This window comes from Flagellimonas crocea, from assembly GCF_033441595.1.
In the GTDB taxonomy this organism is placed as follows: domain Bacteria; phylum Bacteroidota; class Bacteroidia; order Flavobacteriales; family Flavobacteriaceae; genus Flagellimonas; species Flagellimonas crocea.
In genome coordinates this window covers 778247-791410 of the sequence record NZ_JAUZVX010000003.1, presented here as the reverse complement: position 1 = coordinate 791410, position 13164 = coordinate 778247, and the positions used below count along the sequence as shown (strand labels likewise).

13 protein-coding genes are annotated in these 13164 nt (G+C 42.8%); 4 read left to right on the top strand and 9 right to left on the bottom strand.

Annotation, left to right across the window (positions count from 1 at the left end):
* The first annotated feature begins 105 nt into the window (after positions 1-105).
* A complete protein-coding gene (locus SD449_RS12945; RefSeq protein WP_318311147.1) occupies positions 106-1263 on the top strand; it encodes a histidine kinase in 1158 nt (385 codons plus the stop codon).
* A 135-nt stretch (positions 1264-1398) separates the two neighbouring features.
* Here the strand turns inward: SD449_RS12945 and SD449_RS12940 are convergent, their stop codons facing one another.
* Positions 1399-2136 carry a lysophospholipid acyltransferase family protein gene (locus tag SD449_RS12940; RefSeq protein ID WP_318311242.1) on the bottom strand — a complete coding sequence of 246 codons (738 nt, stop codon included), beginning with the start codon at positions 2134-2136 and terminating at the stop codon, positions 1399-1401.
* A gap of 135 nt (positions 2137-2271) precedes the next feature.
* On the opposite strand from SD449_RS12940, the gene trpS reads away from it, so the two are divergent.
* Entirely contained in the window at positions 2272-3240 is a 969-nt protein-coding gene (trpS, locus tag SD449_RS12935; protein ID WP_318311145.1) for a tryptophan--tRNA ligase, read from the top strand.
* Positions 3241-3346: 106 nt separating this feature from the next.
* On the opposite strand, the gene dprA is transcribed toward trpS, so the two are convergent.
* Positions 3347-4453: a DNA-processing protein DprA gene (gene dprA, locus SD449_RS12930; RefSeq protein ID WP_318311144.1), complete on the bottom strand. Its 1107-nt coding sequence runs from the start codon at positions 4451-4453 to the stop codon at positions 3347-3349.
* A 105-nt stretch (positions 4454-4558) separates the two neighbouring features.
* Between dprA and SD449_RS12925 the strand changes: the two genes are divergently transcribed.
* Both SD449_RS12925 and SD449_RS12920 read left to right on the top strand, forming a co-directional pair.
* A complete protein-coding gene (locus tag SD449_RS12925) occupies positions 4559-5503 on the top strand; it encodes an HU domain-containing protein (protein WP_318311142.1) in 945 nt (314 codons plus the stop codon).
* A 58-nt stretch (positions 5504-5561) separates the two neighbouring features.
* Positions 5562-6074 (top strand): acyl-CoA thioesterase, encoded by a 513-nt coding sequence (locus SD449_RS12920; protein WP_318311141.1) that lies wholly within the window; start codon positions 5562-5564, stop codon positions 6072-6074.
* A gap of 3 nt (positions 6075-6077) precedes the next feature.
* Here SD449_RS12920 and SD449_RS12915 read toward each other — a convergent pair whose 3' ends face one another.
* The 7 genes from SD449_RS12915 to SD449_RS12885 all read right to left on the bottom strand — a co-directional run bounded on the left by SD449_RS12915 (position 6078) and on the right by SD449_RS12885 (position 12875).
* The gene (locus SD449_RS12915; protein ID WP_318311139.1) at positions 6078-6914 is read right to left on the bottom strand and encodes an aldo/keto reductase; all 837 of its coding nucleotides are present in this window, start codon (positions 6912-6914) and stop codon (positions 6078-6080) included.
* A 4-nt stretch (positions 6915-6918) separates the two neighbouring features.
* Positions 6919-8145, bottom strand: coding sequence for a murein hydrolase activator EnvC family protein (locus SD449_RS12910; RefSeq protein WP_318311137.1), 1227 nt, complete (start codon positions 8143-8145; stop codon positions 6919-6921).
* A 1-nt stretch (position 8146) separates the two neighbouring features.
* Positions 8147-8926, bottom strand: coding sequence for a DUF4292 domain-containing protein (locus SD449_RS12905; protein ID WP_318311135.1), 780 nt, complete (start codon positions 8924-8926; stop codon positions 8147-8149).
* A complete protein-coding gene (locus tag SD449_RS12900) occupies positions 8926-9843 on the bottom strand; it encodes a tetratricopeptide repeat protein (RefSeq protein ID WP_318311134.1) in 918 nt (305 codons plus the stop codon). Before SD449_RS12900 ends, SD449_RS12905 begins: the two co-directional genes overlap by 1 nt.
* A 42-nt stretch (positions 9844-9885) precedes the next feature.
* Positions 9886-10902 (bottom strand): sugar phosphate nucleotidyltransferase, encoded by a 1017-nt coding sequence (locus SD449_RS12895; RefSeq protein ID WP_318311132.1) that lies wholly within the window; start codon positions 10900-10902, stop codon positions 9886-9888.
* Between the two features lie 85 nt (positions 10903-10987).
* The gene (gene dut, locus SD449_RS12890; RefSeq protein WP_318311130.1) at positions 10988-11422 is read right to left on the bottom strand and encodes a dUTP diphosphatase; all 435 of its coding nucleotides are present in this window, start codon (positions 11420-11422) and stop codon (positions 10988-10990) included.
* The gene (locus SD449_RS12885; RefSeq protein ID WP_318311128.1) at positions 11412-12875 is read right to left on the bottom strand and encodes a lipopolysaccharide biosynthesis protein; all 1464 of its coding nucleotides are present in this window, start codon (positions 12873-12875) and stop codon (positions 11412-11414) included. Before SD449_RS12885 ends, dut begins: the two co-directional genes overlap by 11 nt.
* Between the last annotated feature and the right edge of the window lie 289 nt (positions 12876-13164).

Below are 13164 nucleotides of genomic sequence, written 5' to 3'. Positions count from 1 at the left end.
CATTTTTCAAAATGGCAGTTCCAATTAATAATACCTTTTTGCAAAAATTATCGGTAAATTTCTTACATTCCGTCCACAAACACTAACTAACCCTTTGATAATGCGATGACCGAGCAATTCGAGGACATTCTTATCTATTTTTCCGAATCGCTTATGGGACAGGAAAACGAAGAAGATATTCTATGGGATCTGGCCAAGAACTGTATTTCAAAATTGGGCTTCGTGGATTGCGTTATCTACCAAATGGACCACAAAGAGGGCCAGTTACTACAAAAAGCTGCTTATGGCCCAAAAAATCCACGGGACAACACCTTGTACAACCCCGTAAGGATCGCGATTGGCTCTGGCATAACGGGTCATGTGGCAAAAACCGGGAAAGCGGAAATTGTAAATGATACTTCAATGGATCCCCGCTACATTGAAGATGATGCCATACGGCTCTCTGAAATTTGTGTGCCCATCATTTTTGACGACCAGATTTATGGTGTTATTGATTGTGAGCACCCCGATAAAGATTTTTTTTCGGAGCGGCACCTTAAAATGCTTTCCGCCATTGCCTCCATCTGTGCCATAAAAATCAAGAGTGTAAGGGCCAGCAAAGAGGTTATCGAAAAACAGGAGAAACTGTTAAAAATCAGGGAAGAAATGTTGGAGATCAAGCTTAGTGCCCTCAATTCACAACTCAACCCACACTTTGTATTCAACTCGCTTAATGCCATCCAATATTTCGTAACCTCCGAGAAAAAGAAAATGGCATTGGACTATCTCTCTACTTTTAGTAGGCTTATCCGGTTTTACCTAAAACAATTGGGGAAAGATACCGTATCGTTGTACAACGAGATCGACATGCTCCACTGGTACCTGAAACTTCAAAAATTACGGTACGACGATTCCTTTGATTACATAATTTCATTGGACAAGGAATCCGAAGCGCTACAAGAAGCCATAATCCCATCCTTTGTTATCCACACCCTTTTTGAAAATTTAATAGAACGTTCCATGTTCAACCATAAAAAGGGACAGCACTTCAAAATTACATTTAAGCCCGATAGTTCGCAGGTCTTTATTGTTTTACAATACCAAGAATTCGACAACAAAAACCAGAACACGCCAGAGTATCGCGGACGTATTTTAAAATGGCAAGATCAGGTAGAGTTGCTCAATACCGTAAAGGGCTATGATATTAAAAATGAAACCAAAATCCATAAAATCGGTGAAAAATGGATTGGTAATATAACTTTGACCCTGCCCAACTTAAAATAACGCATGAAGAGCAATCTTAAAATCATGTGGCTGCTTTTTGTGATTGTATTTTGTAATCAAATACAATCTCAGTAGCCTACAAGAAAACCAACCTATTGGTACCAAAGTGATTGTACGTATACCACTAAAAGTGGTCTAATCCTTACTTAGGTCGGCCAAGATTACCTCCCTTACCTCCTCCCTTAGGGTAGAAGTGTCCTCAATACTTAAAATCCCGGTCTCAAAAAATTTGTGCACGTTGGCCCTGACACGTCCCGGCCCTCCGCTCAAAAAAGTAAAGGAAAACCTCTTTTTATTATCTGGAAAAGAAATGGGAACGACCGGAATCTTGTGGGCAATGGCCATTTTAAAGGCTCCGTCCTTAAATTTGTCCAAAACAATATCTTCATCGGGCACACCGCCCTCTGGGAAAATACATATACTCAACCCTTGATTCAATCTTCTTTGTGCCCGTCGATAGACCCCGGTACGGCTTTTAACACTGTCCCTGTCCACCATTATACAGACCCTTTTGTAAAAAAATCCAAAAATGGGGAGGGTCTCCAGTTCCTTTTTCCCAACAAAAACAAAGGGATTTCGACTCACGATCAACATCAACATAATATCCAACATGCTGGTATGGTTGGCCACCAACATATAGCTTTTCTTTTTTACCATTCGTTGTTGGCGAACAATTCTGGGAAAACAGCCCATACCGTACATAATGGGAACCGCCCAAAAATTACGGGCCATCCAAAAAAATTGGGGATAGGTCCTTTCCGAAAAGGTCAAGATCAAAAGGAACGGAAAAAACAAAAGAATGGGGACAGTGACCAAGACGTAGAACCACACCCTATACAAAACATGTCCTGCATTTTTGATTGCTCCAAGCATCTTCCAAATGTAAAGCATTTCAATATTTTAAGCTATAATCGAGTATTTTGCACGCTCCATTTTTTCAAAACATAGCGCTCTTTCCCACTTTTTTTATACGTTCGGGATGCTTACTTTTACCAGCAAAAATTTCGCATGGCCCGAATTCTGACCGGAATACAAAGTACCGGCACCCCGCACTTAGGTAACATTTTAGGAGCAATTTCTCCTGCAATTGAAATGGCACAGGATCCAAAAAACGATTCATTCCTTTTTATTGCGGATATGCACTCGCTTACCCAGATCAAGGATGGGGAACTACTACGCAACAATACCTACGCCATAGCTTCAGCTTGGCTCGCATTCGGCCTAGATATTGAAAAAACCGTTTTCTACAGACAGAGCGATATTCCACAAACTGCCGAACTGGCCTGGTACCTCAGCTGCTTTTTTCCATATCAACGGTTGACGTTGGCCCACTCCTTTAAGGACAAGGCCGACAGGTTGGAAGATGTAAACGCCGGATTATTTACCTATCCTATGTTGATGGCCGCCGATATTTTGCTTTACGATGCCGATATTGTTCCCGTAGGGAAAGACCAGCTGCAACATTTGGAAATGACACGCGATGTAGCCGCCCGATTTCACAACCAAATGGGCGAAACCTTTGTAATGCCCGAAGCCAAAGTGCATGAGCAAACCATGTACGTGCCCGGAACCGATGGCGAAAAAATGAGCAAAAGCCGTGGGAACCTCATCAATTTGTTCCAGCCGGACAAAAAGTTGCGCAAACAGATTATGGGCATTGTTACGGACAGTACTCCCATGGAAGAACCCAAGGATCCAAGCAAGGACAATGTTTTTGCCCTTTACAAACTATTGGCTTCCCAGGAGCAGATAGAGGAAATGAGCGCCAACTATTTGGCGGGGAACTATGGCTACGGCCATGCCAAGCAGGCATTGTACGAGCTCATCGTGGAAAAGTTTGAAGAGCCCCGCGAAAAGTTTGAATACTACATGAACCACAAAAACGAAGTGGACGAAGCCTTGGCCTTTGGAGCAGAAAAAGCACGAAATGTTGCCAATGGAGTTTTGGGACGGGTTAGAGAGAAATTGGGGTATTAAAATATCTCTTCGATCTCCTGTCATTCTGAATCCGAGCAAAACGAGAATGAAGAATCTTTCCTTTTTGTTGAGCAGAGATACTTCGCTGCGATCAGTATGACATCAACTACACCGCCTCGAACATTTTACCGGGCAATGGTCGGATCACCCCCTTCATTTCCATGTTCAATAAAGTGGAAGAAACTTTAAAAATGGGTAGATTACACTCCAAAGCAACGGTGTCCAGCAGTTGTTTTCCGTTCACTTGTAAATAAGAGTAGATTGACTGTTCTGTTTCGTCCAACTCGATGAACAGCTGTTTCTGGACGGTTTTTTTCTGTTTTTCTTCCTCAATTTCCCATCCCAAGAGGTAAACCAGCTCGGCGGCAGAGGTCAATAAGTGTGCTTTTTGATATTTGATGAGGTCGTTGCAGCCCTTGCTCCATTTATCGGTCGCCCTGCCCGGCACAGCAAATACTTCGCGATGGTAGCCGTGGGCCAAATCCGCCGTTACCAGACTGCCTCCTTTTTCGGCCGACTCGATTACAATGGTCGCTTCACTGATTCCTGCGATGATACGATTGCGTTTGAGAAAATTTTCACGGTTAGGTTGACTGTTGCTCCAGAATTCAGTCATAAAACCCCCGTTTTGTTCAATCTTGGATTGGTATTTGGCGTGCACTTTGGGATAGATTTGATTGAGCCCGTGCGCCATGCAGGCAATGGTCTGTAATCCATGGTCCATTGCTGCTTTTTGGATGGCAATATCCACCCCGTAGGCCAACCCACTTACAATTACTGGGTTCAGCGGCGCCAATTCTTCAATAAATTGATTGCAGAATGATGTTCCGTAGTTGGTCACATTCCTGGTCCCGACCACACTGATGACCTTTTGATTGTCCAAGTTGATATTTCCCCGTTGGAAAAGCAAAATCGGCCCGTCCACGCAATGTTTCAATCGGGCAGGGTAATTATCATCCATAAAATAAGAGATGTCAATTTCCTCTTTGGATAGAAATTCAAACTCTTTTTGGGCTTCTTCCAAATGGATAGTATCAAAAAGACCCTTTAAGGTCATCTTTCCTATGCCATCGATTTTTAAAAGGTGATACAGCTTGTCCTCAAAAATGGCCGATGGACTTCCACAATGGGCAATTAATTTTTTAGCGGTAACATCTCCGATATTCGGAATTTTTTGCAGCCGCAAGACCGCAATAATTTCAGGTTCAGTCATTTGATTTGGGAGTCAAAGTTGTCCACAAAATACAGATTTTCAAATGTTAATAAAAAGTTATCCGGCTTATTTTGTACTGTCTCATTTTTTACAATATTTGTGCCTATGCGGATAGATTCATACATAGAAAAATTGTTGTTCGATTACAATTGTGTTGTAGTACCTGGTTTTGGGGCTTTCTTGGCCCACGGTAAATCCGCAGAAATTGATTTGGCAACCAATACTTTGGTGCCTCCAAGCAAGACCATATCCTTTAACGCCCAACTTTCCAAAAATGATGGTTTGTTGGTATCCCATATTTCCAAAGAAAAGAACTTGGGGTATGAAGATATGCTTCAGGAAGTGGAAAACATTGCCAAAGATTGGAACTCCAAATTGGCACAGGGCGAAAGCATTGAGCTTTTTGGGATTGGTAAGTTGTGGCACAACAGCGAGCAGCGCATCCAGTTCCAACCTGAGGAAAAAATCAACTTTTTGACATCTTCCTTTGGTCTATCCACTTTTGCTGCGACTCCTATCCAGAGAGAAGTGATCAAAGAAGAGGTGGAAGAGCTTGAGGAGCGTATTCCTTTTATCATCACTCCGGAGAAAAGGGAACAGACATCTTTCAGGCCTTGGTTAAAATATGCTGCCGTGTTTTTATTGGCCGTTTCTTTGGGTGTAACTTCCTATAGCACTTATGGCGACCTTCAACAGAAAGAAGTGGCCGCTCAGCAAGATGCCCAACAGGAGGTTTCCCGTTTGATCCAAGAGGCCACGTTTTTTGAAAGTGCTCCTTTGGAGCTCCCGGCCATCAACATTAATGTGACAAAAAAGCGATTGGGCAAGCACCATGTAATTGCCGGCGCTTTTCGTGAGGAGCAAAATGCCGACAAAAAAGTAGCGCAACTCAAGAATAAAGGGTACAATGCCTTTTACTTGGGCGTGAACAAGTATGGACTTCACCAAGTGGCCTACGATAGTTTTGACGAACCAAAAGAGGCACTCGCCTTTTTAAGAAAGGTAAAAGCCGAAGATTCAAGGGATGCTTGGTTGCTTTCCGAGAAATAATCCCGCTTTCCTTTAAAACCATTCCACACTTCAATATCTTTGCGCAAAATTTAAAGGTATGCGCGCTAAAAAACCCAGTGAATCCCGCACGGTAATGACCGATTTGGTGTTGCCCAGTGAAACCAACCCCCTCAACAATCTTTTTGGCGGGGAACTATTGGCCCGTATGGACCGAGCTGCCAGTATTGCGGCCCGTAGGCACAGCCGGCGAATCACTGTGACCGCTTCGGTGAACCACGTAGCTTTTAACAGAGCGGTGCCCTTGGGCAGTGTTGTAACCGTTGAAGCGGCCGTTTCTCGCGCATTCAATACTTCCATGGAGATTTTTATCGATGTTTGGATCGAAGATCGCTTTACGGGAGAGCGTACCAAGGCCAATGAGGCGATTTACACCTTTGTTGCGGTAGATGATACCGGGAAACCAACCGAAGTACCCGAATTAGACCCAGAAACCGACTTGGAAAAGGAACGTTTTGCTGCCGCTCTGAGGAGAAAACAGTTGAGTTTGGTGCTTGCCGGTAAAATGAAGCCTGCGGATGCTACGGAGCTCAAAGCGCTTTTTACTTCTTAATACTTAAAAAGCAAAATTATCAGGGTCGGGGCCAAACCGTTTGCCTTTTTCCAATCCATCGAGCAGTTCTACGTCCTCTTTTGATAATTCAAAATCGAAAAGGTCGGAGTTGGCGACAATACGTTCTTTTTTGGATGATTTTGGAATCGTGACCACACCTTTTTGAAGGTCCCATCGTAACACGACCTGAGCGATGGTCTTTTTATATTTTGATGCCAGTTCTTTCATAACGTCCAGATCAAAGATATTTCCCTGCATCAACGGAGACCACGCTTCGTATTGAATTCCTTTGGAATTGCAGAAATCAATCAAGTCCTGTTGCACCAAATAGGGGTGGAATTCCATTTGGTTGACCATCGGAACGATCTCGGCGGAGGTCAGTAAATCTTCCAAATGATGCTGCAGAAAATTGCTCACGCCTATGGCTCTTACTCGATTTTCCTTGTATAATTTTTCAAGTGCCTTCCAAGTTTCCTTCGAAATTTCGCCTTTGGGCCAATGTACGAGGTACAAATCAAGATAGTCGGTTCCCAAACGCTCCAAACTGGCGTCAAAAGCCTTTAAAGTAGCATCATAGCCTTGATCGGTGTTCCAGACCTTGCTTGTTAAAAAAACATCCTTTCGGTCCACATTGCTTTCACGGATACCCGTGCCAACGCCCTCCTCGTTTTCATAAATGGCCGCAGTATCAATATGGCGGTAACCATGGTTCAAAGCTGCTTTTACTGCATTGATCACTTCGCTACCATCCTCGGATTGGTACACGCCCAATCCAAAATAGGGCATCTGGACCCCATTGTGCAGTTCAAAGGATCCTTGTAAATCTGTAATTTTCTTCATAGTGTTAGAGTTGATATATCCAATCTTCAGGATTCAGGCGATTGGAGTCCTTGTACAAATAGAACTTCAATTTTGTGGTGCCGTCCAACCGATTGGTATTTATTTCTCCCAATGCCTCTTTGGCAGCCACTTTATCCCCTTTTTTTACGAAGAGATTGGATAGGTTATAGTATGTACTGATGTAGTTTCCATGTTTTATTTGTACCCCCTTGTTTCCGCCAGGGACGGATAAAATTGCGATGACTTCACCCTCGAAAATGGCCCTTGCTATACTGCCTTTATCGGTGGTAATGGTAACTCCGTTGTTTCTGTGCTTAATGCCGGGGTACAATTTATCCGCATACACCCCATATCCCTGACTTTTAACCCCTTTCTCCACTGGCCAGATCAACCTTCCTTTGTTGGAAGTAAAATTATCGGCCAGCAATCTGGTTTCGGGTGTCATTGCAAACGTGGCACTGCTTGCAGAATTGCCGGAGCTTTTATTGGAGCTTGCTATCGCGCTTTTGATCATTCTTTCTATCTCACGATCAATTTTACGGGCTTCTTTTTGCTTTTCGGCAATCGCTGCGGTGTATTTCGCCTCATTTTGTTTTATGCTCGTTAATAGGCTCCTTTGCGACTCAATTTCCTTGGACAGTTCCGCCTTCGCTTTTTGATTCTCCGCAATAAGTTGGTCCTTTTCCTTTCGTTGACGTACCAAATCCTGATTCAATTGGGTAAGCTCCTGAGTCTTTTCAACTATTCCTTCACCCTGCTTCTTACGATGCTTTGCATATTGTTGCATATACTGCAACCTTTTATAGGCTTGATAAAAGTTTTCGGCCGACAATAAAAACATCAATCGGTTACTTTGGGATTTGTTCTGATACGTTTTTTGAATGAGCTCGGCATAGTCTTCCTTCAACACGTTTAAATCTTCCCTGAGCTTACTTATGTTTCTAATGTTTACATTAATTTGTCTGTTGAGCAAATTCGATTGTTGGTTGGTGACGCGAATCAATTCTTGACGAACGTTTATTTTGCTGTCCAACGCCTCCATTTGGTCCAGAACCGTACCTTTTTCCTTCCTTTCGGCAAAGAGCAATCTGTTGATTTCCTTGATTTCTTCCTGAAGACGCTCCCGCTTGGACTCCAAAGCCTTTTGTTCACTGGTTTGCGCAAAGGAACTTACTGAAATAAAAAAAGTAACTATCAGATAGTAAATACAATATGAAATTTTACCTTTCATATTACTTTAATGTAATTTTATCATATCCATTGGGCACTTTGTACGGAAAACTCATGGGTTTATTAAGCTCCAAGTTACGAAAACTCAAATCTATGGTCGTTAGCTCCCCTTTTTCCTCTGCCACTATTTTGATATCCTCGGGCAATATTTTACCAGAAATATCCTGATAGGTATATGCCGCCATTAACTGTCTTGAACTTTGCGGCTGTGAAATTTGCTGTGAGGCTATTTTGAAGTTTTTGGGCTCTAACTGAAAAAGAATCTTAAAGAATTCCTGTGCAGCTTTTGGCTTTAATTGATAGTTACCATTATTCACTTCCGAGCTGAACTTTTCTTTTCGCAAATCTATAACGGCATTCCCGAGTAACAGGTTCTGTACTTTTTCAAAATCCAATTCCGTCCCGAGCATATCGCTCAAATAACTAAAGTCGCCATCAAAATATTCGTTTTGGAGCTTGTTATAGAACGATACCTTTTGTGGTGTAATATGTGCCTTTACCACACCGAGGGGTGCGCTCATCCAAATTACCTTATCCTTTTCCATACGAAGGCTCACGTTTACCCCTTGGGAATCGTCACCGTTGGTATAGTCAATCTTGACCCGCCCCCTCAATGTCTTGAACTTGGGCTCATTGGAATAGTGTGCATTGATGATGTTCTTTGCTGATAACTTTGGATTGATTTCTCCTCCCGTAATGGACTTGGTACTTTTACAGGCACCAAGTGTAAGAAGAAAGGCTACTATCAAGCTGATTCTAGATATGCTCTTATATAGGTTCATTATAATCCTGAATTGATCTTGTTCAAATATTCGTTCGCTTTTTGGGTATTCCCTATTTTGGAATATCCTTCTGAAAGCTGCTTGTAGATTTTATTTTTCAACCCTTCATCATCCAAAAGATAGTCAAGACCGCTTTCCAAAACCTCTATTCCTTTGTTCGGATTGCCCGTGTTGTTCAGGGCCGTTCCGTAGGCGTAATAAAAATAGGGTTGCAGCGGATAGGCATCCAACGCCTCTTGGGAATCGCTCAACAGCTTTTTAAAATTAGATGCTGCAATCAATTGCTCCATTCCAGCCTTTAGCTTTGCTACCGGATCGTTCAAGTCCGTTTCGCTTTCAACGACCGGTACTATTTCAGGTTTTCTATCTTGCTGAAGCGAGTCGTTTATTTTGCGATTTAGTTCCGATTTCAATTGCGAATTCTCTATATCGTCCAGTACCTTGGAAGCTTCCCCATACTTTTTCATTTTAAAGAGGGAGACGGCCATGTTCTGCTGCAGCTTTTTGTTCTCGTATGGTATTTTTTGTTTTATGGTCTCAACGGGGCTTCCCTGTTTCTCCAAAATGGTCAGCAAGTTGTCCAAATACCAATAGTCGGTGGGTTCCGATAACAGGGCCTCTATTGCATATTCTTGGGCCTGCACATATTTTTTGTCCAGCATATAGGCCTTGGCCAGTTCATAGTCCACTACACTGTTGTCGGGCTCCAGTTGCTTGCATTTTAGAAACAAGTCCACTGCCCTGTCGTAGTTCTGAATGCCTTTTTGCTTTAATGCTTCAAAGAAGTTTTCTTGAAACTCATCGGTATATTCTTCGAGATAGACATCGGCACTTTCCTGTTCTTCTTGGGCATAGGTATCGTAATGCACCAAAAATGATGCTCCCATTACCATCCAAACAAGAAGTTCTTTTTTCATAACATCCTAAGTCCCCATCAAACTAAAAAATCTATTCTAAAGTTATTCCAAAACGGAATAATCTCCAATACTAATGGTCTCAAAATTACCATTGTACACTACATGGTTGCCAATCATGGCATTGTCCAGATTGGCATTGGTGATTTTACTGTTGCTCTGGATCAAACTATTCTTGATTGTGGAATTTTCCAGAACGGTATTTGCACCAACGGACACATATGGCCCAACGGTCGTATTTTTAAGAACTACATTTTCACCGATGAAACAGGGCTCTATGATGTTGGCATTTTCCTGGACAACGGTATCAGCAATCATATTTTCGCCTTCTTTCTCCAAAAAGTCGAGCATGCGCTGGTTGGTCTCTACGGTCACATTCTTGTTTCCACAGTCCATCCATTCGTCCACTTTACCTGGAACAAATTTCATGCCCTTCTCCATCATGCGTTTGATACCGTCGTTGATTTGATATTCGCCTCCATGGGTAATATCGTGATCTAGAACGTGCTGAAGTTCATTTTTTAGCACTCCAACATCCTTAAAGTAATAAATGCCGATTACTGCAAGGTCCGATATATACTCCTGTGGCTTCTCTACCAACTCGATTATTTCGTTGCTTTCGTTCAACTGGACCACGCCATAGGCCTCCGGATGTTCTACCTGTTTTACCCAAATAACACTATCGGCGGATTTGTCCAGATCAAAATCGGCACGGATCAAGGTATCGGCATACGCGATCACCGCAGGGCCGCTCAAGGACTCTTTGGCGCTCATAATGGCGTGCCCTGTTCCCAGCGGTTTATCTTGTCTGTAAATGGATCCTTTGGCCCCTAGTTCATCTGCCAGTTCCATAAGGCTCTCCACTACATCATCACCAAAAAAGGCCGGGTCGCCCAGAATGAAGGCGACTTCCTCGATGGGTTCCCCCAACACTTTGGCAATATCGGCCACCAGTCGGTGTACGATAGGCTTTCCAGCAACGGGAATCAACGGTTTTGGAACTGTTAAGGTGTGTGGTCTTAAACGGGATCCTCTTCCCGCCATTGGAACGATTATTTTCATATGTCACACGCCTGCGAAGGCGGGTATTTTTTAAAGTTATACTCTATTTAAAAGGTCTCGACTGCGCTCGACCTGACATCCTTTTTTATTTGGTGCCAGTACTCCCAAAGCCGCCTTCGCCCCGATCGGTATCCGAAAGGGTCTCTACTTCTTCCCACTCGGCGCGTTCGTGCTTGGCGATGACCATTTGGGCGATGCGCTCGCCATTTTCCACGGTAAAATCCTCATTGGATAGATTGACCAAAATGACCCCTACGTTTCCACGATAATCGGCATCGATGGTCCCGGGCGCGTTGAGTACCGTGATTCCCTTTTTTGCCGCCAATCCGCTTCGTGGCCGCACTTGAGCTTCGTAGCCAACAGGAAGCTCTATGAACAATCCCGTGGGAACTATGGTCCTTTCCAAGGGTTTTAATGTTATAGGTGATTCCAAATCCGCCCTTAAATCCATCCCCGCCGAGGCAAGGGTCTCGTAATGTGGCAGCTTATGGCCCGATTTATTGATAATTTTAATCTTCACGTTTTATAAATATACTTCTCAGTTTATCTCCTTCCATTTTATATACTAACCCCAAAAATAACAAAAGTAGTATGCTGCCGGCTATTAAATTTCTATTAAAAACATAGAACGAAAGTATTGAGAATACAAGAGAAACCGAAAGATAGAATACGATTTTACGCATGTTGTAGGGTATGGGGTAGTACTTTCTTCCAAAATAATAGGACAACGCCATCATGCTGCCATAGGCAGCTAATGTAGCCCAGGCCGAAGCCATATAGCCTGCTTTGGGAATAAAAACAAAGTTTATGGCCAGTGTAAGCACCGCTCCTACGGACGAGATATAGGCCCCGAACCTGGTCCTATCCGTTACCTTGTACCAAACGGACAGGTTATGGTAGATTCCCAAGCAAAAACTTGCCAGCAGTATAATAGGAACCACATCCATGGCATCCCAAAATGCTGCATCCCTTACCAATAGTCTCTTCAATGGGTCTATGAAGACCATCACCCCTAAAAATATAAGGCTTCCCATGATTACAAAGTAATTGGTGATTTGGGCATACGCCTTTTTTGGATTTTCGGTGTTGGCATGACTGAAAAAGAACGGTTCCACACCCAAACGGAAAGCAGTTCCGAACAGCGTCATGAATACCGCCAATTTGTAACAGGCCGAATATTTTCCGATTTCTGCCTTGGCTATGTCCTGGGGCAATAATCGGTCCAACAGAATACGATCGAACACTTCGTTCACGGTAAATGCGATACCTGCCAACATTATGGGCAGGGAATATTTGAGCATTTCCTTCCACAACTGTTTATCAAATCTGTATTTGCTATCAAAATAGATGCCGCTCACCCACAAAAAGGCTACCCCACTCGAAATGACATTGGCGATGAAGACATATTCAATTTGAAAATCGGGTCTGTATATTTTAGACCATAATGATGGTCCATTTTCTGCCATTTCTGGCAAGAGAATCAGGAAAAAAATGTTGAGAAACAAGTTTATGGCAACGCTTACGACCTTAACTATGGAATACCTCAAGGGCCTTTCATTCGCTCGGAGCCAAGCGAATGGCACTATGGCCAACGCATCCAATACCAAAATAAGGATAATATAGATGATCAGGGACTCTTGAACATCGATTACCGAAGCAAAGGTTTCCTTGAACATCAACGCGACCGCAAAAAAGATGGAAGAGGATACCAATAACGAAATCAACGACGTGGAAATCACAAGCTCTTTGTTCAGATGCTTGTTGAAAAACCGAAAAAATGCTGTTTCCATACCGTAGGCCAGCACTGTGTTAAAAATAGCAAACCATGAAAATATGACGGAAATCTCGCCATAGGTTTCCGGGTCCATTACCGATGTATACAAGGGCACCAATAAAAAAGATAGCACCCGTGGCAACACTGTTGCCATACCGTAGATGAACGTTTGTTTAAAAAGCCTCTTAAGTGGATTCAATAGCTGTTGCTTCTTTAAAGACCTTGATTAGGTGGCTACAAGTTACGTAAAAGCCGTTACTACCTAAACCTTATTATCCTAAGAAAAACAAAAAGGCCACCGATTGGGTGGCCTTTTCTATTTTATTGGTTTACGATTCCGTTTACTTAAGTTCTATGAAATTATCCAACCTACATTTTAATCTTGTATAAAATATATAAAGCCAATCCATATAGCAAGACCGAAATGACCAATACCCTTGGGTTAATTTTAAAAGACTTCCACTCCATTGTAGAGGTTAAAGTCTTTT

Bases quoted from the DNA above. Each gene is read 5' to 3' on its own strand.
- SD449_RS12945 (WP_318311147.1), top strand. From the start codon at position 106: ATGACCGAGCAATTCGAGGACATTCTTATCTATTTTTCCGAATCGCTT.
- SD449_RS12940 (WP_318311242.1), bottom strand. From the start codon at position 2,136: ATGCTTGGAGCAATCAAAAATGCAGGACATGTTTTGTATAGGGTGTGG.
- trpS (WP_318311145.1), top strand. From the start codon at position 2,272: ATGGCCCGAATTCTGACCGGAATACAAAGTACCGGCACCCCGCACTTA.
- dprA (WP_318311144.1), bottom strand. From the start codon at position 4,453: ATGACTGAACCTGAAATTATTGCGGTCTTGCGGCTGCAAAAAATTCCG.
- SD449_RS12925 (WP_318311142.1), top strand. From the start codon at position 4,559: ATGCGGATAGATTCATACATAGAAAAATTGTTGTTCGATTACAATTGT.
- SD449_RS12920 (WP_318311141.1), top strand. From the start codon at position 5,562: ATGCGCGCTAAAAAACCCAGTGAATCCCGCACGGTAATGACCGATTTG.
- SD449_RS12915 (WP_318311139.1), bottom strand. From the start codon at position 6,914: ATGAAGAAAATTACAGATTTACAAGGATCCTTTGAACTGCACAATGGG.
- SD449_RS12910 (WP_318311137.1), bottom strand. From the start codon at position 8,145: ATGAAAGGTAAAATTTCATATTGTATTTACTATCTGATAGTTACTTTT.
- SD449_RS12905 (WP_318311135.1), bottom strand. From the start codon at position 8,926: ATGAACCTATATAAGAGCATATCTAGAATCAGCTTGATAGTAGCCTTT.
- SD449_RS12900 (WP_318311134.1), bottom strand. From the start codon at position 9,843: ATGAAAAAAGAACTTCTTGTTTGGATGGTAATGGGAGCATCATTTTTG.
- SD449_RS12895 (WP_318311132.1), bottom strand. From the start codon at position 10,902: ATGAAAATAATCGTTCCAATGGCGGGAAGAGGATCCCGTTTAAGACCA.